We start from the raw sequence: 24,238 nt of genomic DNA on the forward strand, positions 1-24,238 counted from the left end.
ATTATATTATTAAATTCTTTTTATAGCGCGCTTTTCCTAGCGCAAAAAACAGTTTATTTCTCAACGCGATGTATTCAAGTGTTCAGCGTATTATTAGTTTTAGTCGCATAAGCTTTATAAATTAAAGCTAAACCCACAATAATCATTGGTAGTGAGAGCAACTGACCCATGGTTAACCAATTCCAAGCGATGAAACCAATTTGCGTATCGGGTTGACGAAAGAATTCAAGTATAAAACGAAAAGCACCATATAACAGTGCAAACCAACCCGAAACCGCCATGCGTGGTCGTTTTTTACTTGAATAAATCCATAGAAACGAAAACAGTAGGATTCCTTCAAAGAAAAACTCATACAGCTGAGAAGGATGTCGCGGCAATTGACCTGCGTGAGGAAATACCATCGCCCAAGGCACATCCGTTACTCTACCCCATAATTCGCCATTAATAAAATTACCAATTCGACCAGCGCCTAAACCAATGGGTACGAGAGGGGCTGCGAAGTCTGTAATATCAAAAAAGTGTTTACCCGTTTTTCGACCAAAGAGATAAATGACTAACAGAACGCCAAGTAGTCCACCATGAAAGGACATACCACCTTGCCAGACTTGAAAAATGATCCAGGGGTTCGCTAAGAAATTAGTAAAATCATAAAAAAGCATATAACCGATGCGGCCACCTAAAATAACACCCAAGGCGGTATAAAAAATCAGATCGCTCACTTGATCCATCGTCCAACCGCTGTTGGGCTTATTAGCGCGATAGCTTGCCAATATCCAAGCGCCGATAAATCCAACGGCATACATTAATCCATACCAATGGACTTTAATGGGGCCTAGACTAAAGGCAATAGGATTGATGGAAGGATAGGGCAACATAAATTTAGTCCTGATGAGAGATCAATGTGTATTCCGTGCTGTAGTTAACAGCATAGCGCATCCAGCTATTCGTTGTCTTTGTGATGCCAAGGATTGAAGGTAAAAAAACGACGATGTAGACCAATAATAGCAGGCCGGAGGGTATTCTTTCAAAATTTGGCGCAGGTTGTTTTTTTAGAAGTCTGCGCATAATAAAAAGTAGACTCATTGAACCGATGAGTACCGCAAAATACAGCATAGCGCCTAAGAACACAGAGAGTACATTGCTAGCTTTTATTTCATTGGTGGGTATTAAGGTAATAGGGATGTTAGACAACAGAAGTAATGCGGCTAATAGCAAAGGAAGTGCGATGGGATAAAATCCTTTTTTTGAAAAGTGCCACAATACTAGAAAAGGGATACTTAAAAATGGGAAATAGTACATCCAACCTAATGGAGAAAGTAATAGCATCGCGATTAAAATAAACGAAAAGTCCAGATCGGTTTTTTTTTGTAGATCAACACCCTTAATAGGGCGTAAAAACCAGTAGAGCGCTAATAATAATAATCCCGATAGGAAAAGATACGCGCCTGTAAAAAGACCATGAATAGGTATTAAGGGCGTATTCGCTTCCGTTCCACCTATTAGACGTAATAAAACGCCATAAATAGAAACATTCCAATTGGAAGCGGCCCACGCTATCTGATGACCGACTTGGTAATAGGCATAATAGGTATTTATGCCAAGAAATGCAGCGGCTATAAGGCCACATATCAGTATCGTTAAAATAAAAACGCCTAGTGCGCGCCACTCTTTACGGATTAAAAAATAAAGAATAAATAAAGCGATAAAAGGTTTTAGACTAGCGGCTAGGCCTAAAAAAATAGCGGCGGTTGTACTTTTTTGTTCATGAGCCGCGCGCCAGGCTAAAACAAGAAAGGGCAGCAGTATTAAACTAACTTGGCCAAACTGTAGTGTGGTGAAGGTAGGGAAATAACTAATAAAAGCAATTAAAAGTAATAAACAGCTTGGCAATGAATGGAGTGACGGCGGATCAAGTTTTTGTTGAATCAATAAAATACTTAAACAGCCCGCTAATATGGAAAAAAAAGTCCATAACAACAAGGCATGTGTATAGCTCAAATAAGCGAAGGGAAAACTAATTAAGGTAAAAAAAGGTGGGTTGAGATTTCCGGCTAAACGAATAGTGTGTTTGGGATTTGATTCCGGTTTTGCTAAAAGTGCGCGACCCGATTCCGACGATTTTTTATTCTTAATGAAATAAATGGGGGAATAAATGTTACGTCCTTCGAGCATCAGGCGTTGTGAATGGTAAAACTTACCATAATCACTATAAAGAATGCTGCGTTTACCTAAGGTGAGCGGATAGGTGTAGCTAAGGCTAAACAATACGCTCAGAACAGCAATTCCTAATAAAGAATAGAGAATATAGATTGTTTTGTGGTAGCGGGGGTGTTGTTGCATACTTCCTCCGTCATTGCGAGCGCCGTAGGCGCGTGGCAATCCAGTTATGTAATCTCTTCATATAAATCTGTCCAATTTGGATTAGTAGTTTCTACCAGCTGTAGTTTACTTTTCCTAGAACCTGCTTTAATTTGTTTTTCTCTTAGGGTAGCTGACTCCATTGTTTCATGTAGTTCATAAAATACTAATAATTTACAGTTATATTTTTTAGTAAAGCCATGAATAACCCCTTCTTTATGTTCATAGATTCTTTTAGCTAACATTGATGTTACCCCAGTGTAAAGGGTCCCATTCTTTTTATTAGCTACGATATAAACAGCTGGTTGTTTCATCCTATTATTATTTTATTGTCTGGATTGCCGCGTGCCTACGGCACTCGCAATGACGATAAAACTTTTACCCGTCATGGCGAGCAAGTGTAATGAGCGTGGCAACCTATTTTAATGCTTAATTAAAAGCTCTAGGCTGATTAAGTCCCGCTAATTGCAACTGATTATGCAGTTGTTGTGAACTTTTTGTATTGGGTAAAGGACCGATGACCACCTGATAATAAAGACGTTTATGGATAGATTTTTTTTCTATTTTAACGGGCGAATCTGTCCAGTGTTTAACGAGCAACGCCAATTTTTGTGCTTGTTGGTGCTGCTTAAAAAGGCCTAAATGAATAAAGAGATTGCTTGGGTTTTGTGATCTTTGTTGAGCAGGTGGTTTGGAATAGGAAGTATTGCTGACAAGCCGCGTTACGCCGGGTGTGATAGCGCGGATTGCAACGGGTGCTGTTCCTGAGCCAGTCATGTCTAATTTTTTGGCTGCGACGTAAGAAAGATCAATGAGCCGGTTACCCACAAAAGGCCCTCTATCATTGACTTTAACAATGACTTTCTTGCCGTTACGTAGATTGGTTACTTGCAGGTAAGTAGGTAATGGCAGTGTTTTATGCGCAGCAGTCATGCCAGCGACATTATAGTATTCGCCATTAGATGTTTGAAAGCGGTGAAATTTCATACCATACCACGAAGCAGTACCTGTGGCATGGTAACCTTTAGCACTTCTCAACACGTAGTAGCGACGTCCGAAAACGACATAGGATTTTGGATTACCGCGTTTACTTAAAGGTTCTGCTTTAGGAACCGCATTCGGAATTTTATTGGCATTGATTCTAAAAGAAGGCGGTTTATCCTGACGTAGTGGGTAACGGCGCGAGCTGGTGGTGCTACAGGCTGTTAAGGCCAAAATAAGCATGAAAAGTAACGATCCTAATACCGACTTAAAAATAAGGCTTCCTTGCCAAGCCTTATTTTTTATTAACATGTAAATGCTGCTCTTGTTGATAGTAATGGTTGATTAATTCACTTAATTGGTAGACTGCCATGGCATACAGTGAACTGGCATTATACCGTTTAATGGCCTGAAAGTTAGTAAATCCTAGCCAATATTCTTTACCGTGTTTGATAGGTAAAGCAACCAGCGTGGTTTTTAGTTGCGAAGGTAAAGGTTTGTTGGGGTAGATATGATACTTTTCAAAGGTTTTTAATGTAAATCCTTTGAAAGAAGCCGGTAGATGTTGCATAGACTGGTTTTTATTTTTAACGCGCGTGGCAACAGGGCCATCTTTTACCCAGCCATAATACTTAAGGTAATTCGCTATGCTAAGAATGGCATCGTCTGAATTATTGATGAGATCGCTATAACCCTTACGGGAAGCATCAACCGCAAGATGTCGATAATTGCTTGGCATAAATTGTACTTGACCTATTGCGCCTGCATAGGAGCCTTTTGTGGTTTTAGGATTAATCGTTGGGTTTTCACGACCTAACAATAAGAATTGTTCAAGTTCGCTTTGGAAGAAGTCAGCGCGGCGGGTGTGATTAAAACTCAGTGTGCTGAGTGAATCTAAGACGCGGTATTTACCGGTTACCTCACCATAGCGTGTTTCTACGCCTAAAATAGCGACAATAACGGCTGGGGGAATGCCATAGTGTTGTTGTGCATAGCGTAAGGTTTGCTTATGCTCGTTCCAAAATTTCACACCGTTACGTGCACGTTTTTCAGTCACAAAAATAGGTTTGTAATCGGACCAGGTTAAACTTTCTTTTGGTTTGGCAAAGGACGAAATGATAAACCGGTTTGGTTTGACGGTCTTGAATAATTGTTGTAGTTGTTGGCGGTCAAAGTGATATTTCTTAACCATTTTATCGATAAAATGATTGACCTCTGGCTTATCGGCATAGGCTGAACAGGCGGTTAAGCAAAAACCAATTAATAAAACCACGGTTTGTAGTATGTATCTATTATATTTGGATTTTCGGAACAAAAAGCTCAAATAACTCTTATTTTTTTGCATATTATCCCTTCCTTTAATTACCGACTAGTTTTCTGTGTGTTTGAATAGACATCAGAATACCAAACCCTGCGATTAAAGTAATTAACGAAGTTCCGCCATAGCTAATAAGGGGTAATGGCACACCGACGACGGGTAATAGACCGCTTACCATGCCAATATTAACAAAGGCCGCAATGAAAAAACTCAAGCTTAAGCCCCCCCCAAGTAAACGTGAGAAGGTGTCTTGCGCTTTCATACTAATATAAAGGCCTCTGAAGGTAACCCAGAAATAAAGCGCTAAGAGCACAATGCTGCCTATTAAGCCAAATTCTTCACCGCAGACTGCAAAAATAAAGTCGGTCGTATGTTCAGGTAAAAACTGCAGGTGTGATTGTGTGCCTTGTAGCCATCCTTTGCCAAAAAAACCACCGGCACCAATCGCAATTTTAGATTGAATAATATGATACCCCGCCCCTAAGGGATCTCTTTCTGGATTGAGGAAGGTTAATACACGAAGTTTTTGATAGTCGTGCATAAAGTGCCAGCCAATCGGTGCTATCACTAAAATTAATAGACCGCCTAATAGGAGCAAGCGCGCACTAATACCCGCCAGCAAAATAACAGAAAAGCCTGAAACAGCAATTAATAAGGCGGTACCTAAGTCGGGTTGTTTAACCACTAATAAAGTAGGTACTAGCACAATTGCTAATGTGGCGAGTAGATTTAAAAAGGAAGGCGGTAGCGATTTATCGTGTAAATACCATGCCAGCATGAGAGGCACTGATAATTTCATCAGTTCTGAAGGCTGGAATTGAAATAACCAAAGGTTGAGCCAGCGTTGTGCGCCTTTTCCAATCACACCGATTAGCAATACGGCAATAAGAAGTAAAAAACTAATCGTAAATACCCAAGGTGCCCACATTCTATAAACGGAAGGAGGAATTTGTGCAAATATGATCATCACTGTAAAAGCAAACAACATACGCAGTGCTTGTTTACTTACTAATTCTATACTTTGGTTACTGGCGCTATAGAGTATAAACAAACCAATGATGACAAGGCTAAGTAAGCCAATTAATAAGGGTTTATCAATGTGAAAGAATTCTTTTATCCCATGTCGGGAAAGCCGACGATGGTAGTCTTGAATTTCATACATAAAATGGCATCTTAATGAAAAGTTCTAGTATAGGATAAATTGCCGATAAAACCTTGGTTTGTTTTGCTTTCAGGGTTGATTCGTTTTTGCTATGTATACGCTTCATGCTTGAAATTGCGAGCAATTAAGGTTGGTTGCGTGGTTGGTAATTCGATGTACAATATGTTGATTCTAAGCAACTTGTGTATCTATGCAATATTTCAAGCATTATTCTTTACGTTTAGCCGGTGGTTTTTTTTTCTATTTGATGTTCGTTACGCAAGCGTTTGCATTAACGTTTGTGTTGCCTCCGCATGGCGATAGTGTTGTAGGGCACGTACAATGGACACAAGCATTACCGGGCGATACGTTTAGTAAAATAGGAAGACGCTATGATATGGGTTATTTTGAATTAGTAGAAGCGAATCCAACGATAGATCCGGTACATCTTGCGCCAGGCACCATCGTTGTTATTCCTAGTCGTTTTATCTTACCAGCAGGTCCTCGTCAGGGTATTGTTATTAATTTAGCGGAATTACGTATTTATTATTATCCACCGCACCGTCATGTTGTGATTACTTATCCGGTGGGTATTGGTCGAGAAGGTTGGGATACCCCTTTAGGACCTTCTTGGATTGCACAAAAAATTAGTAATCCAACGTGGTTTGTTCCTGAGTCGATTCGAAAAGATCGTGCAAAAGATGGCGTTCATTTACCCTTAAAAGTACCACCAGGGCCTGATAATCCTCTGGGAGGCTATGCGATGCGCCTTAAACAATTGACCTTTTTAATTCATGGTACCAATGATTATGAAGGTGTAGGAAGGCGAAGTAGTGCAGGGTGTCTTCGACTGCTGCCTGAAGATATAGAAAGTTTATATCCGCAAGTTAAACGTAAAGAGCGTGTTTATATCGTCGATTCCCCTTATAAAGTAGGCTGGGATAAAGATAGACTTTATTTAGAAGCACATGTACCCTTACAAGGGCGATCGGCATTACGATTGACGCAGCAACGAGCGACAATGGAAAAGTTAATGGAAGTTAATAGCGATAAAGCGGCTAACATCCAATGGCAATCAGTGGATAAAATTGCATTAAGGCAAAATGGAATTCCACAAATCATTGGAATGCCAAAAGACGCCTTAAAAGCTGCTTCACACCATTCTTCTTAAAATGCCATGGGTATAGAATAAACTTTTTGAATCATAGTAAATTTTATGCGTTGTATTTCTTTTTGTACGGCTGCAAGTTATAATTTAAGCATATTGGCCGACTTTTTTCGAAGTCGCCATTATATCGCTAAATTATTTCGTAATGTGTTGTATATCACTAAAAATAATAAAGAAATAGATATTTTCTTTTTTAGTCATGGTTGTTTTGTGACGTGGGGTTTACGCAAAGCACAAGAAGAAAAGTTAATCGAACAAATCGCTCCTTTCTCGGAGGGTGTGCTTAAAAAAGCAGAAATAGAAAGAGATCGTTTTATCTATCATATTGATAAAGAGACGCGAATTTTTCCGCATCAACGATTTAATGTGGATGTGATTAGCATCGAGGAAGGCGAAACCGATAACATACAAATGAAATTAGCCATTTCATATGGTTTAGCGCAATCTATCAAATTAGAGTTCTATGAAGAGTCTATTCAGAAAACCATACACGCAAATAGCCGTTTCCCTAAGGAGTTAGCCGAAGACGGAAAAATATCGCTGTCACGTAAAGCAATATCGAAACGTATTGGTGAAATTTTCCTAACACGAAGTTCTGTTAACTTGAGTAGTGAATATCTTGATGTTCCGGAATATTTTTGGCGTTACTCTAATCTTGAAGAATATTATGTAATGGCGGAAAAATTTCTAGACATTACTAAGCGCGTGGAAGCGCTCAACCATAAATTAGATGTGGTACATGAAATTTTAGAAATGCTCAATAGTCAGCTTGAGCACCGTTATTCCAGTATTTTAGAGTCCGTTATTATTTTATTAATATTTATTGAAATCGTTGTTCAAATCATACAACATGTTTGAAAATGGTTGTGTAAAAAATCGGTTCTAATAAATATTTGCACGCCCCTCTAGCAAAATGCTAAAAATATGCTATTTTATAAAATCCAAACCTTCTGTTTACTCCTTAATGTAAGAGGAATATGAATCATGGCTAAAAAGTTAGCTAAGAAAAAGTCTGTTACAACGAAAGCTCGTAAAAAAGCGAAAGTAACATCCGGTAAAAAAATACCTTCTATTAGTAAGTCTTTTACAAAGACTGAATTAATAAACTGCGTGGTAAAAGGAACTGAATTACCTAAGAAAAAAGTAGTTGAAGTATTTGACACGTTACAAGCAATCATGCACGGGCACGCAAGAGCAGGTCATGCTTTTTCTTTGCCTGGTGTGTTTAAAGTGACTGTAGTCAGAAAACCAGCTACCAAATCGCGCAAAGGTATTAATCCTTTCACCGGAGAGCCTACCGTTTTCAAAGCAAAACCTGCTCGTAAGGTTGTAAAAATTAAACCGTTGAAGAAATTAAAAGCAGCTGTTTAATTTTCTGGTGTGAAAAAAAGAAGGGCGCTTAAATGCCCTTTTTTTCGTTAATGAGTTTTAAAGCTTCCTTTTGAAAAGCCATCAGACGGCTTTTAGTCCGTTTGAATTCAAACAGAAAACGGCCTTGTGGATAAAGATCATCAATCGTCGTGGCACTCGTTACTATCAATTGTATGCCGGCATCATAGAACACATCGACTAAATGTATGAAAAGCCGTGCGCTATTATCATTGTGTTCATCCATTGGCGTAAGCTGACTAATTAAAACCGTAGAAAAGCGTTTTGCAATATTTAAATAATCGACTTGGCTACGAGGAATAGCGCAGATTGAAGCAAAATCAAACCAAATCGTATTATCGGTATAGCCTTTATGATTAATCAGACGCCCATGGACAGAAAGTGATTGATGGTGAATGGTTTTTCCTCTGGCTAGATCATCAAATAAATGTTGCACATGGCTCAAGGGCATGACAAGTGTCGGATTATCCAGGCTATTATTTTTTTCAATATCTTGATATAAGCGGTAATCACGGCAGGTTTCTAAATGGAAAATAGTGAGGTGTTGTTTGAGTTGTGTAATAGCAGGCAAAAAGAGCTCTCGTTGCAGGCCATGCTGATACAAGGCATCCGGTGGCATATTTGCCGTCGTGACTAGCATGATACCTTGTTTAAATAAGCTTTGTAGTAGTTGCGACAGCAACATCGCATCACCTATTTCATGCACCAGAAACTCATCTAAGCAAATGACTTGTGTTTTGCGTGCAAGATCGTGTGCAATTTTATCTAATGGATTAGATTGGCCCTGTAGTCGTGTTAGTTCAGTATGAATAGATTGCATAAACTGATAGAAATTCAGGCGCATTTTTGGCACAGGGAGATGGTTATAAAAAAGATCCATCAAATAAGTTTTTCCTCGACCCACTTCACCCCATAAATATAATCCTTGGCACGTTTTTTGTTTTTTGAATAAGCGCCATTTTCTTGCGCTTAGCAGCGCGGTATAGATTTGTTGTAATTGCTGCATCGCCATTTCTTGGCGTGGATCATAGGACAAGGTTTTTTCTTGAACTTTTTGTGTATAGGCTTGTAAGGGCGTCATGTTGTTTTTAGCGTAGGCGTTATTGCGGCGATGAGTTCTTCACGTAATTCAATCAACTGACCATGAAAGAAATGCGTGGCACCTTTTATTTTAATAACCGGCGGTGGATTAGCTAAGCTTTCTGCCCAAGAAAAGACGGCCTCTGGCGAAACAACTTCATCTTGATCGCCTTGAACCAGTAGCCAAGGACAAGGAAAAGGTGGCAGGGATTTAAAGGGAAAGTTTTCTATGGGCGGTGCAACACAAACAAGCTGTTCTATCGGCCATTTTTTAGCGCCACGCGCTGCAACATAAGCACCAAAGGAAAAGCCCGCTAACCAAATAGCGTGGTCAGGACAGGCTGTTTTTAGCCATTGTAGTAGGGCGAGTAAATCCTCGGTTTCGCCTATTCCTTGATCATATTCGCCTTGGCTTTTTCCGACACCACGAAAATTAAAGCGCACGGTGCTAAATCCCAGGGTGTTAAAGCTGCGCGCTAAGGTAGTGACGACCTTATTCGTCAGCGTGCCACCAAATAAAGGGTGTGGATGACAAATAACGGCGATGACAGGCGGGTTACGCGGGGATTCAGGATAGGTTGTTAGTACCTCGAGTTGGCCGGCAGGGCCTGCGAGTAGCAAGCGCTGTTCGCGACTTAAAGGGAAGGGTATTAACGTTGTCATGTTATAATCTCATCAACTCGTCATTGCGAGCGCGGGGCGCGCGGCAATCTACGCAATAATTTAAAAGCACCGTCATTCTTATGCAAGCATTAAATATTAAAGGCCTGACAAAAATCTACAATAATGGTGTAGTTGCGCTACAAGGAATCGATTTGCGCGTTAACCAGGGCGATTTTTTTGCTTTATTGGGACCTAATGGCGCCGGTAAATCGACGACCATTGGTATTATCACTTCCCTTATTAATAAAACGGGAGGGCAGGTCCAGGTATTTGGACATAGTCTCGATACCGAGTTAGAAGCAGCAAAATCCTGCATTGGTTTGGTGCCACAAGAACTTAATTTTAGTATTTTTGAGAAAGTAATAGACGTTATTGTCTATCAAGCCGGTTACTATGGTGTTCCTGTGCGTTTAGCCAAACAACGTGCTGAAGTTTACCTCAAAAAACTCGATCTATGGGATAAGCGTAATCAAGTTTCTATGCAGCTTTCTGGCGGCATGAAACGACGGTTAATGATCGCAAGAGCATTAGTGCATGAGCCTAAATTATTAATTTTAGATGAACCAACCGCCGGTGTAGATATAGAAATACGCCGTTCGATGTGGGAATTCTTACAGGAGATTAACCGTCAAGGAACGACCATTATTTTGACGACGCATTATTTAGAAGAAGCAGAATATCTCTGTAAAAATATTGCGATTATTGATAAAGGACGCATCATAGAAAATACCAGTATGAAAAATTTATTGGCGACGCTCAATATGGAAACGTTTGTGTTTGATTTAAAAAAGCCCTTAGACACACTCCCTGACGCTGCCTCGCCCTTTGCCATGCGCTTGCGAGATAATCTGACTTTAGAAGTCGATGTCGCAAAAGAGCAGTCGTTGAATAATTTATTTGGTTTCTTAGAAGGGCATCATATAGAAGTGACGAGCTTACGTAATAAAGCTAATCGACTGGAAGAGTTATTTTTAAATTTAATTGCCGAAAATAAAAAGCAATAAATGTGTATTGTCTAGATTGCCGCGCGCTTCGCGCTCGCAATGACGAATTCGTAAAAATATTGGGGATAGAAAAAAAATCATGCGCGCTAAAATTTATTGGGTCGCTTTTATTAGTTTATTGCGTAAAGAGATTAAGCGTTTTTTACGTATTTGGATGCAAACGCTATTACCACCTTTAATTACCATGGGGCTGTATTTTTTAATTTTTGGGGGGTTGATTGGGAAGCGCTTAGGGACGATTGAAGGCTTTAGTTATATGCAATATATTGCGCCCGGTTTGATTATGATGTCAGTGATTACCGCGGCGTATACGAATGTAGTGACTTCTTTTTTTGGTATGCGTTTTCAACGCAGTATAGAAGAGTTGATCGTTGCACCATTACCTAACGCGTTACTTTTATCAGGATTTGTTGCGGGTGGTGTGGCGCGAGGCTTGTTGGTTGGATTGTTAGTCACGTTATTAACTTTATTTTTTACCCATTTGCAGGTGCATAGTATTTTCGTTTTATTAGCGATTGTGCCGATGACGACTATTTTATTTTCGCTGGCTGGGTTTACCAATGCATTATTTGCTAAGACCTTTGACGATGTTTCATTAGTGCCTACGTTTGTCTTAACACCGCTCACTTATCTAGGTGGCGTTTTTTATTCCATACATTTACTACCTACTTTCTGGCAGTATTTATCGTTATTTAATCCGATTTTGTATATTGTCAATGCCTTTCGTTTTGGATTATTAGGCGTTAGCGATATTCCCGTGATGCAAGCCTTAGTGGTTATTTTCTTCTGCTGCGTGGCTTTGTTTTTGCTTAACCTTTATTTATTGAATAGAGGAAAAGGTATTCGTACGTGACAGGGGTTAATCCTAAAGCCGTATTATTGCTTAATCTCGGTACGCCGAGTACGCCCTCTCCCGAAGCAGTGCGTCACTACCTGGCTGAATTTCTAAGTGATCCACGAGTGGTCGAATTGCCGGCTTGGCTGTGGCAACTGTTTTTAAAAGCAGTCCTATTACCATTACGTTCCAAACGCACGGCAAGACTTTATCAATCGATTTGGATGGAAGAGGGATCGCCTTTAGCCGTGTATTCAAAAAGACTGGCTGAAAAGCTTCAACAAAGCTTAGGTGATTCATTTAAAGTGGTTTTAGCGATGCGCTATGGGCAGCCTTCTATGGCGATGACTTTAAAAAATTTATTGCAAGCAGATAACATTCAATCATTGACCGTTTTGCCACTGTATCCACAATATTCTGCGGCGACCACCGCTAGTTGTTTTGACGAGGTGGCGAAAACGCTTAAACAACAGCGTTTTATTCCTTCGTTACAATTTATTTCATCCTATTTCGATCATCCTTTGTATATTGCAGCTCTAGCAGAGAGCATACGACAATATTGGAGGAAACATGGAAACGATGCCACGGTCTTATTTTCATTTCATGGCTTGCCTCAACGTAGTGTTGAATTAGGTGATCCTTATGCGCAGCAGTGCCATGCCACAGTAAATTTGTTAGCGAAACAATTAAATTTATCCCCTGAACAGTACCATATTGTATTTCAGTCACGATTTGGAAAGGCGCAATGGTTACAGCCTTATTGTGATGTAGTATTACAGCAACTGCCCGCACAAGGCGTAAAAAAAGTCGTTATCGTTTGCCCTGGGTTTGCGGTGGATTGTTTAGAAACCTTAGAAGAAATATCGCAACGTTATCAGCAGCTCTTTTTAAAAGCAGGCGGAGAGAGTTTTCATTATATTCCTGCTTTAAATGCTGCTACAGCGCATAGTGAGCTATTAGCAAGCATAGTAAAAAATACCTAATTTTGAATTGACCACGTTGGGGGAGTCTATGCCAAATCGTACCAAAAATTATCGCCAGCTACTACGTGATTTATCTGATCGTATTGTTAAAGCACAGCAACCCATTCGTATTTTAGATAGTATTAAGTGGGGCAGTGAAATACAACAAGCGTTTTTTACAAAAAAATGTAAAGAATTACCGCTAGTAGATAAGGATTATTATCAAAAAAATAAATTTTCATTTGATTTTGATGAAAAACGCGAAGAATTTCAAAGGCTAGAACGTGATATTAGTCGTCAAGTCGGCCAATTTAGTTCCGTTGGTAGCATTATGCTACGGATGTGTAGAGAATATCGCTATGTATTACGTTTTTTAGCTGCCCGTGGCACAGCAGAGTTTAGTGGCTTGTCTCAAGAGCTGTATGGTAGTGCGGATGATGCTTTTTATGTAAATGCACCACGTTTAAAGGATCTTACTAAAACGATTTCTGCGGCACTGGATAATATCAAAGATAAAACAGCCAATGAATTCGACGAAAAAAAATATAGCAGTACACAAGCCGCAAAAATCCTCAATGAACGTTTAGCGCAGTATTTTGTAAACGCCGATATAACGAATCGTGTTAAGGTCAGTGATGGTATTGTTGCCGATGCAGCGGCTGGATCAGAATGGATAAAAATACGTAAAGATGCACTTTTTAGTGAACGTGATTTAAAAATTTTAGAGGTTCATGAAGGGTGGGTGCATATGGGAACCACCCTGAATGGGTTACAGCAACCTATTTGCACTTTTTTAAGTAAAGGTCCTCCTTCTTCAACCGTCACACAAGAAGGATTGGCCATTATTATGGAAATTTTTCATTTCGTTTCTTCACCGTTACGGATTAAAAAATTGACAGATAGGGTTAGCGCGATAGCGATGGCTGAAGAAGGGGCTAACTTTCTAGAGATTTTTAATTTTTTTCAATCTCAACATTATAATGATGAAGATAGTTATAAAAGTTCTGTGCGTATTTTTCGCGGTAGTTTGCCGGATAAAGGGCCTTTTACCAAAGATTTAGTTTATAGTAAGAGCTTTATTTTAATCTATAATTATCTACGTTTAGCAGTACAAGAAGGCTTAGTGAATAGAATTCCACTATTATTTGTAGGGAAAACCAGTTTAGAAGATCAACGTTTGTTATCGCATCTCTATGAAGAAAAAATAATTATTGCGCCGCAATATATTCCTCATCAACTTAAAGATTTAGCCGCTTTAAGTTGTTGGATGTGTTATTCGTTGTTTTTAAATAAATTAGATCTTGAGATGATCGCCGTTGATTATCGTAATATTTTAGAGGGTTAATCGCTATACATTTTCATGGCTATGCCTTCCACCCTCTCAGAACTTTATCAATGCTTATTAACTCAGTATGGCCGCCAAGGTTGGTGGCCTGCGGATAGTCCTTTTGAAATAATGGTGGGGGCTATTCTGACGCAAAATACCAATTGGTTGAATGTAGAAAAAGCCTTAGCTAATTTGAAACAAAAAATTAGCTTGGATGCTGATAGTATTCTAAGTCTTGCTCAAGAGGAATTAGAAGCGTGTTTAAAACCTTCCGGTTATTTCCGAATAAAAACACAACGGTTACAATTTTATTGTCGTTGGTATCTATTACAAGGTGGTTATCATGCGTTGCAACAATTAAGCACACAACGGTTACGTAAATTATTGCTTGATGTGCATGGGGTAGGTCCAGAAACGGCTGATGATATTTTATTATATGCGTTTGAACGTCCGGTTTTTGTCATTGATGCGTATACACGGCGTTTACTAGTACATTTACAAATGATAAAGGGAAGTGAAGGTTATGAAGCGCTACGAAGCTTGTTTGAGGAAAACTTACCGAAACGAGTGGATTTATATAAGCAGTTTCATGCCTTGATTGTGGTGCATGCTAAACAATGTGGTGCGGGCGCAAAAATAAATAAGCCCGTATGTGAGATGTGTCAGTTAACTAAGCTGAATGCTTATTCAGCGTCTTCGTAGGATTCATGAATTTTTAAGCGGTTTTCACCGGCAAATTTCATAATACACTCAAATACATCGGGGTTGGTTTCTTTAAGTCGAGGATCGAGCACTAGGCATTTTGCATGGCTTTCATTATTAACACTAGGACGTAGTTGGGGCGAATAGGCCATGCGTCGATTTTCAAAACTGGCTAGACATCCGCACATCCGCTCCGCCCAATCGCTGGGGCGAAATGTTTCACCACTTTCTGTGATCCCTTCAATGATGATTCGTTTTTCTTTCGTGTGTTTAGATGTCGTTGTTTCTAACATAACTTTTCAAATTCTTATAAAGTACATTTATATTACAGGAATAATGCTTACTTCACTAGGGAGCACTATTTCTTAAAGCGTCTGGGTATAAAGTTTATAGCCTCTTTCTGCTTTACTACGTGTTTCTAGGGTTAATGGAATGGTTTGTTTTAGCAGCTCAGCGATTTTTTCGATTTGCTTGGCGTCACCTTGTTTTAATTCTAGCTCAATTTCGTGTAAAGGCATGTGTTGGGTGGCGGTGCTCACGGTGCCTTGATCGAGGACTAGTTCAATTTGTGTACTATCCTCTGTTTCCAAGCTCCATTGTGTGCGGTTAAATCGCGTATGAAATAGCTCTATTAAAGGTTGCTTGCCAATGATAGTTTCTAACTTTTTAGAGACTTCTTTATCTCTAAAAGCATGGATATTAGGTGATGTCTCTTCTATGGGCTGATCCCATTCATGCCTATGTTGGAGTTCACCCAGCTGTTCGCCCGCGGTTTTTAAGGTTTGTATCGTGCGGCCTTCTGCTTCTCGAATGCGTAGCGAGAGTCCTTGTTTCCATAAACATAAATCAGGGGTATCAAAATAGCGGCTGATTAATTCTTCAGAAACCGGATGAATGTTTTTTAAAAGGGAATGATTAAAAAGTAATGCGATATGTGCAGGGTTTGCATCAATACTTAATTTGAGTTCAATTTCGAGAAACATAATAAGCGCCGCATTATTGAGATTTATTTATTATTTTTGTATCGCGTTGTTGGTACAACGCCTGATAATTTTCTATTTCTTTTTGTTGCGACGGTGATTTACTCGGATTTTTTTTATCGAATTGAGTTAAAAACGTATCGGTTTCACTGATATATTTTTTATCGGCTTTAAGACCATTGATAATGGATGTCATGCGATGCTCTCTATTGCAATACGTAGTTCTTTTATGGCTTTTTGTTCAAGTTGGCGCACGCGTTCGGCAGAGACCTGATAACGGTTCGCTAATTCTTGTAAGGTGGCTTTAGGTTTAGCCAGCCAGCGCTCTCTAATGATAGCTTGGGAACGGGAATCCAATTGTGCCAGTGCTTGATGTAGATTATTTTGGCTAGATTCTGCGGAATCGCTCGCTTCTAATAAACGGGCTGGATCGTAGCGCGTATCTTCAAAATGCGTACCGAGTAGAGGGTAAGTCGCGTAGGAATCTGAGTTTTCATCACTCGTAATATCTAAGCTCATATCGTGAGAGGCTAAACGCGATTCCATTTCACGCACGGTTTCTGGTTTTACACCGAGATCCTGCGCAACATGTTCAATTTCTTTTTGATTAAACCAACCTAGACGCGTTTTCATTTTACGTAGGTTAAAGAATAATTTACGTTGTGCTTTGGTGGTGGCAATTTTGACGATGCGCCAATTTTTGAGAATAAACTCTTGAATTTCAGCTTTAATCCAATGAACAGCGAAAGAAATAAGTCGTACACCGACTTTAGGATCAAAACGTTTAACCGCTTTCATTAAGCCGATATTACCTTCCTGAATTAGGTCGGCGAGGGCAAGCCCATAGCCGGTATAGGTTTGTGCAATATGCACAACAAACCTTAGATTAGAGATAACCAGTTTTTTAGCCGCGTTAAGATCGTGATCGGTATAATAACGTTGAGCTAATTCGGTTTCTTCCTGAGTGGTTAACACCGGGATTTGTTTCAGCCTAGAAATATAGGCATCCGTACTGCTGATTGGGAAGGCAGTTGTATAAAGTGAAAGTGTTTGTAAGTTGGTGTTATTCAATGGGGCCTCCATCTCGTCTTTCGAATTGTTTTCAGCCGTTCACTTGACTTGATAATGTGCTAGAGTATAACCCAATCTGTTTCTTATTTCACCTGGTTTAGTGCATTAAATAGAGGGTTTCATCACTGACATCTATGTATGAAGATCTATTAATAAAACGCCGTATCAGTACCGGGGTCCAAATCGGATCGGTGTTAGTGGGTGGCGGCGCTCCTATTGTGGTCCAATCGATGACCAATACCGATACCGCGAATGCTCCGGCTACTGTACAGCAAATTCTTGAATTAGCGGCGGCGGGTTCCGAGATGGTCCGACTGACCGTCAATACCGAAGAGGCCGCACAACAGGTGCCTTTTATTCGCGACCGGGTTCGCGCTGCAGGTTGTTCGGTCCCTCTCATTGGCGACTTCCATTACAATGGCCATCGTTTACTACGCGATTACCCGGCTTGTGCCGAAGCCTTAGATAAATACCGCATTAACCCCGGGAATGTGGGTTATGGTGAAAAACGCGATATCCAATTTACTCAACTCATAGAAATAGCGCTAAAACATAATAAACCGGTTCGTATCGGTGTGAATTGGGGGAGTCTGGATCAAGATCTGAGTGCCAGACAGATGGATAAAAATGCCAAGTCCTTGCATCCGCTTTCGGCTAATGAGGTGCTGCGTGAGACGCTGGTTCTATCCGCATTAACGAGTGCCGCTTTAGCTGAGAAGATAGGACTGCCGGCTAATCGCATCATCTTATCGTGTAAAGTTAGTCGTGTGCAGGATCTGATTGCTATCCATCGAATGCTAGCGAGTGGTTGTAACTATGCGATTCACTTGGGTTTGACGGAAGCCGGCATGGGTTCTAAGGGGATTGTGGCGAGCACAGCGGCTTTGGCGGTTTTATTGCAGGAAGGGATTGGTGACACGATTCGTGCCTCGCTAACGCCTGAACCGGGTGGTGATCGAACGCACGAAGTGAAAGTCTGCCAACAAATCCTGCAATCTATGGGCCTTCGTGCCTTTACGCCCTCGGTTTCGGCTTGTCCGGGTTGTGGTCGTACCACCAGTACCTATTTCCAACGGTTGGCGAATGAAATAGAAGCCTATATTAAAATACGTATGCCCGTCTGGCGTCAGCAGTATCAAGGGGTAGAAAATCTATCGTTGGCGGTCATGGGATGTATTGTGAATGGCCCCGGTGAAAGCAAACATGCCAATATTGGTATTAGTTTGCCTGGCACAGGGGAAAACCCGGTTGCGCCGGTGTTTGAAGATGGTCGTAAAACAGCGACCTTGCGCGGCGATGATATTGCTAATCAATTTCAAAAAATTGTAGAAGCGTATATAGAAACGCACTACCTTCGATGAGACAGGAAAGCATTGTGAAAGCAATGCGAAGTCGAAGAGCCCGCGATAGGCGTGCGTTGACGGGCGAAGCAGGAAACGCATCACGCCGTAAAGTCATTTGTGGGAGGCACGGGCATGAACTCCGAAGGAGTGAGTGCGTGCCGGACGCAGGACGTATCGCGGCCTAATTTCAGTCGCGTCATGCGAACGAATTTCGGGGACACGATGGCCGAAATTCTTCGGGAGCATAGCGACTCACTTGAAATTAAACGCTAATAAAAACAGTGAACTTGAGCAAAGCATTTTATGAATATGAAAAGAAAGCTGATTTTTTTACGCTATCTTGGTTTAAGTTTAGGACTATTTAGCTTTTTTTCTGCAGCGAGTGCAGCGGAATCGAATAATAACCCGGCCTATCAACGTTTAGAAGCCATGTTGCCACTTTATCAAGCGGCTGTTCAACATCCGTGGCCACAATTAAATGCCGATGAAACCTTAAGCGTAGGTATGCAGGGCCCCGATGTTTTAGCGCTACGTCAGCGTTTGTGTGCGACGCATGATTTATCGCAAACAGTATGTAATCAACACGCAAATAATGCGATCTTTGATGAACAAGTAGAAGAAGGCGTAGAATTTTTTCAGGAAAGACATGGTTTGCTAGCCGATGGTGATGTGGGTAAGCTGACTAGGCAAGCGCTCAATGTTTCGCCTGAACAACGTGTGCATCAAATTCAAGTTAATTTACAGCGTTGGTCGCGTTTAATCGCATTAGCCGAACCGGCTTATATTTGGATTAATATTCCTGATCATTACCTGCGTCTTATAAAAGACCATCATTCCATGTTAATGGCACGCATTATTGTGGGTAAAATCTCACGACAGACGCCAGAAATTAATTCAAAAGTAACACGTATTATATTAAATCCTTATTGGACAGTCCCTCCTGGTATTGCGCGCAACGATGTTATCCCACAGATTATAAAAAATAAAGATTATTTACAGCAACACCGCATGCGTGTATTCGCCGCTAATCGACCAGACAAAGCGTTGGATCCAGATGAAGTCGATTGGTTGGCAGCACAAAAAAACCCTTATCGCATTATTTTACGCCAGGATCCCGGTCCACATAATGCATTAGGGCAGATTAAATTTGAGTTTTCCAATGCGCATATGATTTATCTGCATGATACGCCATCAAAACGTTTGTTTGATGCGGAGAGACGTTTATTTAGTTCGGGTTGTGTACGCATGGAAGATCCGTTTGATTTGTTGGAAGCCTTAGCGGAATTTGATCCTTCAATTAAACAAAGCGAATCACAAATAGAGTCAACATTGGAATCAGGAAAGACGGTGATTATACGCTTAAAACAAGCAATTCCCATCCATTTGACTTATATCACCGCTTGGGTTGATAAATCCGGTATTTTACATTTTTGGGATGATGTTTATTCAAAGGATCCTAAGTTTTCTGGAACTCAGAAAGAAATAGTAGAAAAAGCGTTAGCGCAAGCGGTTTAAAAGTGTTTTAGCGTATTAATAAAGCGGCAGCTACTTTACGTCCTTCTGCCATTAATACCGCATACGTGCGACAGGCTGCTGCCGTACTCATGATTTCTATACCAATTTTTTTTGCATAGAAATCGGCTAAAAGAGCAGGGTCGGGGAAAGATGAATGTAGTCCCGTACCGAGTAATACAATTTCTGGTTTTAAATCAAACAGTAAAAGAAAATGAGTGGGATTCAACTCCGCTAAGGATTGTGGCGGCCAAGGATCAATCAGTTTATTGGCACTAACAATAATACTGTGATCAACTTTTTCATCATTAATTTGAATGAAGCCATCACCATAGCCGCGTATGTGATACTGACCTTCACCAGAGTCTAGATTTAATTCCATTGATGAAGAGAGATGAGTTAATAATATCTTAAGCAGTCTAGTTTAGAATGCCTAGCATTAATAATACGGCATGGATTTATGTATGTCAAAGCTGAAAATTAAAGATATCGTTGTAGTGGCTTTATGTGAACCAAGTAATCCGATTGGTGAAGCGCCTGGCCGTTATGATATGTATCAGAAGATGACACCAATGGATCGTGTTGATATGGTCGATCGTCTATTCATAGGGATTGGCAACTTAATAGAACAGGCTGAAATAGATCACTTAAAAAGTAGAGGAAAAGGAGATGACGTCGATCGTAATTACATTACGAGAATAAGTACGAATGAGTTTTTTTCTATACTAGCGAACCATTAAGCTTGCAAGAGTTTGAAACACTACAAAATAAAGTAGCTGAGAAAGTAGAAAAACTACCTTCTGGCATACACTTAGTGCGGGGTTCTTTCGCTGTAAAAACCGCGGATAACCAAGTGATGAATGTGACGCCCCATATTACTTCTGGTTCTCCACTAACATTTAATTTGATCGTCAAGAATCATACTTCATCTATTGATGTACGTTATAAAGAGAAAAATGCTAATGGCTATTTTGAACACTTAAGTGCATTCGATAATCGGGATGGCTCAGAAGGGGCAGGACATGTGTCTAAGATTGATATTGATGGAAAACCTAGCTTCTTTACGTTTAATAACGTTATAGCTTGTAAGACGCCGGGGACAGAGCCGTTTCTGACTGCAGTGGATATTTGTTTAGATCATGCTCGGGGCGTGGCGAAGATTAATATGGAAAGGCTTCTACGTGAAAACCCTAGCGCAGCGAGTCAGCCAATTTCACATATGTTGGTCTCCAATATTATTGAATCAATGCCAATGAATTGTTTTGGTGCAGTAGTACATGTCGACCCCTTTCATTCTCCTCAAGGTTCTAAAAAAGATGCGACCCAGATTATCAGAGAAGAGACGAATACACCGCACTTTTTTGGAAGCGCTACGGTTAGGGTAATTGATTTAAGTTTTACACCATGTCCAACAGTACAAGAGGCACAAGCGATGCAAAGGATGCAAGAATATTTCAAGCGAGTTATCGGGTTTCTTGAAAATTTAAAATTTGGCCCTAAAGATGAAGTAATGAATAAATTTATTCAAGGATATAAAAATGAATTTGATAGCGCATTAACGAGGGAAGAGAAATGCGACGTTGTATCTCGATTAAATGCGTGTGCACTGGCGCTAGAATGCACTCTAAAACAGGATAACGCAGTTAGGCAAGTGAGAGAAATTATTGCCGACTTTAGAAAAAGGGCGGGTCCTTTTTCTATGGGAAGGCATGCAAAGGCAGATAAAATCGAGGCAGCGATGAGTAAAGTTTCTGTTCAAGATCGATGTAACTTCAAGCAATCAGAATCTTGTAAAGCGGTTATGAAAGAATTAGGAAAGCATCGTTTTTTTGGTAAAAAAGGATCTGCCATAACCTTAAAAAAGTTTAAAGCAAAATTTTTTACAGAAATGCCCAGGAAGACAAGTAGAGAAGATGAAAATAATAACGTATCTCCTCGCTCGACTTGCAGATAAAAAGTATTATGATTGGTAATTTGAAATAACTTTTAGGAAGCGCAATTATGAGACAAGAAATATTAAAGAAAATAAATGAATGTGTAAAAACAGCGAATGTTGATTTAGAAAAAATGAATGTGTAAAAACAGAGAATGTTGATTTAGAAAACTTGAAGATAACGGATGCTGAAATTCCAGAAATAATGCAAAAAATCAAAAAATTGCAGCCTAAGCTTTCTATGCTCAACCTCGATCGGAACCAACTAAAGGATGAAGGCGCCGTTACTTTAGCAAATGCGTTGCGAGGGTTTCACCAGCTGTCTCAACTGAGCTTGCAATTTAATGTTATAGGCAGAGAAGGGGCTATTGCCTTGTTTAGTTTAAAAAAAGAATTCACTCATCTCGATATTCTTTTTCATGGTAACAAAATACAGGACGTGAGTGAAATGGATGAAATTGAAAGAATTGCTAATGGTCAAGGAAAATCGCTTAGGTAATCCGTTGCTTAGGAAGAGGGATCTTCCATGCACGAAATAGCGCCTGAACTTCATCCTTAAAATTAGTGATTGATTCCTGAGTCTATGTCTACGAGTTTCCCTTTATATTATCTTTAAGTGCTCGCGTTTACAGCCCACCTACGTGTAGAATTTATCCATGCAAAAAACACGCGTACGTCGTTCAACAGATAAAGTTCCTTTTTTAGAAGGCTTGCATCCAGTCTTAGCCAGGGTTTATGCGGCTAGAGCTATTCAATCGTCTGCTGAATTAGATTATCGTCTAAGTCGTTTATTACATTATCAATCCTTAAAAGGCATTGAAGAGGCGGCTTCGATCTTAGCCACGGCTTTGATGCAACAGCAACGACTACTGGTGGTAGGTGATTTTGATAGTGATGGTGCAACCAGTAGCGCATTGGCAGTGAGCGCACTACGCAGCTTTGGTGCCCAGTCGGTTGATTATTTAGTACCTAATCGATTTGAATATGGTTATGGTTTAACACCTGAAATTGTGGCGGTGGCCATCAGCACTAAAAAACCTGATCTGATTATAACGGTAGATAATGGTATTTCCAGTTATGAAGGTGTAGCCGCCGCTAAAAAAGCAGGTTTAAAGGTAATTATTACCGATCATCATTTGACTGGTTTATCTTTACCCGATGCGGACGCTATCGTTAATCCACAACAAGCGGATGATCAATTTAGCAGTAAAAACTTAGCCGGTGTAGGCGTTATTTTTTATGTGATGCTGGCGCTACGCCATGCATTGCGGGAACGACAATGGTTTAACCCAAACACACAACCTGAACCGAATATGTTGCAGTTCCTCGATTTGGTGGCATTGGGAACCGTTGCTGATTTAGTGGCGCTGGATCACAATAACCGTTTAATGGTGTATCAAGGGTTACAGTGGATAAAGGCGGGTAAAGCAAGACCCGGTATTTATGCCTTACTCAAACTAGCAAAACGTGAAGTGGATCAACTGGTTGCGAGTGATTTTGGTTTTGGTGTTGCACCGCGTTTAAATGCAGCGGGCCGTTTAGCCGATATGTCATTGGGCGTAGCCTGTTTACTAGCGAATGATCCGAATGAGGCTTATGAAACGGCTTTAAAACTCAGTGCATTAAATGAAGAACGACGTACGATTGAAGAGGGAATGCGCCGCGAAGCATTTGTTGCTTTAGATAAACTAATAGAGCAAAAACCCTTGGGAAATGGGATATGTTTGTTTGATCCGAGTTGGCACCAAGGTATTATTGGGTTACTTGCTTCGCGCATTACTGAGCGTTTACATAGGCCTAGTATCATTTTCGCGCCGAGTCAGCAGGGCGATGAAATAAAAGGTTCTGCACGTTCTATACCCGGTGTTCATATTCGTGATGTCTTAGAAGCGATTGCAACGCGCGAGCCACAATTGATTGCTAAATTTGGTGGTCATGCCATGGCAGCCGGTTTAACGTTGCAACGAGATGCTTTAAGTCGTTTCTCAGCGGCTTTTCAAGCGGAGTTAACCCATCATCTTGATGCAGATACCTTGCAGGGGAAATGTTATACCGATGGTGAATTAGATCAGCAGGATTTTTCGTTGGATTTAGCAGAAATATTGCGTTATCAAGCGGGACCTTGGGGGCAAGGTTTTCCAGAGCCGCTGTTTGAAGGCCGATTTAATGTATTGGCCCAACGATTAGTGGGTAATAAACATTTAAAAATGACGCTGAGTCTGATGGAATCGAGCCAGCAACTGGAAGCGATTGCGTTTAATATTAACCTGAGTGATTGGCCTAATCATAGAGCGGAACAGATTATGGCGACTTATCGTTTAGGTGTGAATTATTATCAGGGTCGAAAGCGAATCCAATTGATAGTAGAAACGCTGGAAGCAGAATAAGAAAAAGGCCAGCAAGCTGGCCTTTTCTAAAGCGTATTAAAAACGTTTTTAATACTCACAGCAATGGGATTTTCAGCAAGGCGC

The 24,238-nt window shown here is 40.4% G+C and carries 28 protein-coding genes; 15 read left to right on the forward strand and 13 right to left on the reverse strand.

Features of this window, described 5'->3' with window-relative positions:
• Window positions 1-74 precede the first annotated feature (74 nt).
• The 6 genes from lgt to rodA all read right to left on the reverse strand — a co-directional run bounded on the left by lgt (window position 75) and on the right by rodA (window position 5,819).
• On the reverse strand, window positions 75-875 hold the full coding sequence (gene lgt / locus KX723_RS02500; protein ID WP_218814517.1) for a prolipoprotein diacylglyceryl transferase: 801 nt from the start codon (window positions 873-875) through the stop codon (window positions 75-77).
• Window positions 876-879: 4 nt separating this feature from the next.
• On the reverse strand, window positions 880-2,340 hold the full coding sequence (locus tag KX723_RS02505; protein WP_218814518.1) for a glycosyltransferase family 87 protein: 1,461 nt from the start codon (window positions 2,338-2,340) through the stop codon (window positions 880-882).
• A 44-nt stretch (window positions 2,341-2,384) separates the two neighbouring features.
• On the reverse strand, window positions 2,385-2,672 hold the full coding sequence (locus tag KX723_RS02510) for a GIY-YIG nuclease family protein (protein WP_218814519.1): 288 nt from the start codon (window positions 2,670-2,672) through the stop codon (window positions 2,385-2,387).
• 115 nt (window positions 2,673-2,787) lie between these two features.
• Window positions 2,788-3,651 carry a septal ring lytic transglycosylase RlpA family protein gene (locus tag KX723_RS02515; protein ID WP_218814520.1) on the reverse strand — a complete coding sequence of 288 codons (864 nt, stop codon included), beginning with the start codon at window positions 3,649-3,651 and terminating at the stop codon, window positions 2,788-2,790.
• Window positions 3,635-4,684, reverse strand: a complete 1,050-nt coding sequence (gene mltB / locus KX723_RS02520; protein WP_218814521.1) for a lytic murein transglycosylase B — start codon at window positions 4,682-4,684, stop codon at window positions 3,635-3,637. The genes KX723_RS02515 and mltB overlap by 17 nt, the downstream gene beginning before the upstream one ends.
• 13 nt (window positions 4,685-4,697) lie before the next feature.
• Complete coding sequence (gene rodA / locus KX723_RS02525; protein ID WP_218814522.1) at window positions 4,698-5,819, reverse strand: rod shape-determining protein RodA; 1,122 nt, start codon at window positions 5,817-5,819, stop codon at window positions 4,698-4,700.
• A gap of 190 nt (window positions 5,820-6,009) precedes the next feature.
• On the opposite strand from rodA, the gene KX723_RS02530 reads away from it, so the two are divergent.
• From KX723_RS02530 to KX723_RS02540, 3 genes are all read left to right on the forward strand, one after another.
• Window positions 6,010-6,969 (forward strand): L,D-transpeptidase family protein, encoded by a 960-nt coding sequence (locus KX723_RS02530; RefSeq protein ID WP_218814523.1) that lies wholly within the window; start codon window positions 6,010-6,012, stop codon window positions 6,967-6,969.
• A gap of 45 nt (window positions 6,970-7,014) precedes the next feature.
• The gene (locus tag KX723_RS02535) at window positions 7,015-7,824 is read left to right on the forward strand and encodes an RMD1 family protein (RefSeq protein ID WP_218814524.1); all 810 of its coding nucleotides are present in this window, start codon (window positions 7,015-7,017) and stop codon (window positions 7,822-7,824) included.
• A gap of 126 nt (window positions 7,825-7,950) precedes the next feature.
• A complete protein-coding gene (locus KX723_RS02540) occupies window positions 7,951-8,337 on the forward strand; it encodes an HU family DNA-binding protein (RefSeq protein ID WP_218814525.1) in 387 nt (128 codons plus the stop codon).
• 28 nt (window positions 8,338-8,365) lie between these two features.
• Here the strand turns inward: KX723_RS02540 and zapE are convergent, their stop codons facing one another.
• A complete protein-coding gene (gene zapE / locus KX723_RS02545; protein WP_218814526.1) occupies window positions 8,366-9,436 on the reverse strand; it encodes a cell division protein ZapE in 1,071 nt (356 codons plus the stop codon).
• On the reverse strand, window positions 9,433-10,098 hold the full coding sequence (locus tag KX723_RS02550; protein ID WP_218814527.1) for an alpha/beta hydrolase: 666 nt from the start codon (window positions 10,096-10,098) through the stop codon (window positions 9,433-9,435). Before KX723_RS02550 ends, zapE begins: the two co-directional genes overlap by 4 nt.
• Window positions 10,099-10,178: 80 nt before the next feature.
• On the opposite strand from KX723_RS02550, the gene KX723_RS02555 reads away from it, so the two are divergent.
• From KX723_RS02555 to KX723_RS02575, 5 genes are all read left to right on the forward strand, one after another.
• On the forward strand, window positions 10,179-11,102 hold the full coding sequence (locus KX723_RS02555) for an ABC transporter ATP-binding protein (protein WP_218814528.1): 924 nt from the start codon (window positions 10,179-10,181) through the stop codon (window positions 11,100-11,102).
• A 79-nt stretch (window positions 11,103-11,181) separates the two neighbouring features.
• Window positions 11,182-11,955, forward strand: coding sequence for an ABC transporter permease (locus KX723_RS02560; RefSeq protein ID WP_218814529.1), 774 nt, complete (start codon window positions 11,182-11,184; stop codon window positions 11,953-11,955).
• The gene (hemH, locus tag KX723_RS02565; protein ID WP_218814530.1) at window positions 11,952-12,920 is read left to right on the forward strand and encodes a ferrochelatase; all 969 of its coding nucleotides are present in this window, start codon (window positions 11,952-11,954) and stop codon (window positions 12,918-12,920) included. Before KX723_RS02560 ends, hemH begins: the two co-directional genes overlap by 4 nt.
• 28 nt (window positions 12,921-12,948) lie before the next feature.
• On the forward strand, window positions 12,949-14,244 hold the full coding sequence (locus tag KX723_RS02570) for a flavohemoglobin expression-modulating QEGLA motif protein (protein ID WP_218814531.1): 1,296 nt from the start codon (window positions 12,949-12,951) through the stop codon (window positions 14,242-14,244).
• A 15-nt stretch (window positions 14,245-14,259) separates the two neighbouring features.
• Window positions 14,260-14,928, forward strand: coding sequence for an endonuclease III domain-containing protein (locus KX723_RS02575; protein WP_246562499.1), 669 nt, complete (start codon window positions 14,260-14,262; stop codon window positions 14,926-14,928).
• Here KX723_RS02575 and KX723_RS02580 read toward each other — a convergent pair.
• From KX723_RS02580 to rpoH, 4 genes are all read right to left on the reverse strand, one after another.
• Window positions 14,910-15,221, reverse strand: a complete 312-nt coding sequence (locus KX723_RS02580; RefSeq protein WP_218814532.1) for a DUF3579 domain-containing protein — start codon at window positions 15,219-15,221, stop codon at window positions 14,910-14,912. The two genes, KX723_RS02575 and KX723_RS02580, sit on opposite strands and share 19 nt — an antisense overlap.
• Window positions 15,222-15,293: 72 nt before the next feature.
• Window positions 15,294-15,911 (reverse strand): CYTH domain-containing protein, encoded by a 618-nt coding sequence (locus tag KX723_RS02585; protein WP_218814533.1) that lies wholly within the window; start codon window positions 15,909-15,911, stop codon window positions 15,294-15,296.
• 13 nt (window positions 15,912-15,924) lie between these two features.
• A complete protein-coding gene (locus KX723_RS02590) occupies window positions 15,925-16,104 on the reverse strand; it encodes a CBU_0585 family protein (protein WP_218814534.1) in 180 nt (59 codons plus the stop codon).
• Window positions 16,101-16,979, reverse strand: coding sequence for an RNA polymerase sigma factor RpoH (gene rpoH, locus KX723_RS02595; protein WP_246562502.1), 879 nt, complete (start codon window positions 16,977-16,979; stop codon window positions 16,101-16,103). Before rpoH ends, KX723_RS02590 begins: the two co-directional genes overlap by 4 nt.
• A 134-nt stretch (window positions 16,980-17,113) precedes the next feature.
• On the opposite strand from rpoH, the gene ispG reads away from it, so the two are divergent.
• From ispG to KX723_RS02610, 3 genes are all read left to right on the forward strand, one after another.
• Window positions 17,114-18,340, forward strand: coding sequence for a flavodoxin-dependent (E)-4-hydroxy-3-methylbut-2-enyl-diphosphate synthase (gene ispG / locus KX723_RS02600; protein ID WP_218814536.1), 1,227 nt, complete (start codon window positions 17,114-17,116; stop codon window positions 18,338-18,340).
• On the forward strand, window positions 18,337-18,507 hold the full coding sequence (locus KX723_RS02605; protein ID WP_218813323.1) for a hypothetical protein: 171 nt from the start codon (window positions 18,337-18,339) through the stop codon (window positions 18,505-18,507). Before ispG ends, KX723_RS02605 begins: the two co-directional genes overlap by 4 nt.
• 118 nt (window positions 18,508-18,625) lie before the next feature.
• Window positions 18,626-19,837 (forward strand): L,D-transpeptidase family protein, encoded by a 1,212-nt coding sequence (locus KX723_RS02610; protein ID WP_218814537.1) that lies wholly within the window; start codon window positions 18,626-18,628, stop codon window positions 19,835-19,837.
• A 7-nt stretch (window positions 19,838-19,844) separates the two neighbouring features.
• Here KX723_RS02610 and KX723_RS02615 read toward each other — a convergent pair whose 3' ends face one another.
• A complete protein-coding gene (locus tag KX723_RS02615; RefSeq protein WP_218814538.1) occupies window positions 19,845-20,216 on the reverse strand; it encodes an Mth938-like domain-containing protein in 372 nt (123 codons plus the stop codon).
• Between the two features lie 82 nt (window positions 20,217-20,298).
• Here KX723_RS02615 and KX723_RS02620 point away from each other — a divergent pair, with 82 nt between their 5' ends.
• From KX723_RS02620 to recJ, 4 genes are all read left to right on the forward strand, one after another.
• Window positions 20,299-20,574 (forward strand): hypothetical protein, encoded by a 276-nt coding sequence (locus KX723_RS02620; RefSeq protein ID WP_218814539.1) that lies wholly within the window; start codon window positions 20,299-20,301, stop codon window positions 20,572-20,574.
• Between the two features lie 2 nt (window positions 20,575-20,576).
• Window positions 20,577-21,788, forward strand: a complete 1,212-nt coding sequence (locus KX723_RS02625; protein WP_218814540.1) for a hypothetical protein — start codon at window positions 20,577-20,579, stop codon at window positions 21,786-21,788.
• Window positions 21,789-21,939: 151 nt separating this feature from the next.
• Window positions 21,940-22,266: a hypothetical protein gene (locus tag KX723_RS02630; RefSeq protein WP_218814541.1), complete on the forward strand. Its 327-nt coding sequence runs from the start codon at window positions 21,940-21,942 to the stop codon at window positions 22,264-22,266.
• 157 nt (window positions 22,267-22,423) lie between these two features.
• Window positions 22,424-24,154 carry a single-stranded-DNA-specific exonuclease RecJ gene (recJ, locus tag KX723_RS02635; RefSeq protein ID WP_218814542.1) on the forward strand — a complete coding sequence of 577 codons (1,731 nt, stop codon included), beginning with the start codon at window positions 22,424-22,426 and terminating at the stop codon, window positions 24,152-24,154.
• Window positions 24,155-24,238 lie beyond the last annotated feature (84 nt).

The sequence above is a fragment of the Rickettsiella endosymbiont of Dermanyssus gallinae genome (assembly GCF_019285595.1).
Taxonomy (GTDB): Bacteria; Pseudomonadota; Gammaproteobacteria; order Diplorickettsiales; family Diplorickettsiaceae; genus Rickettsiella_B.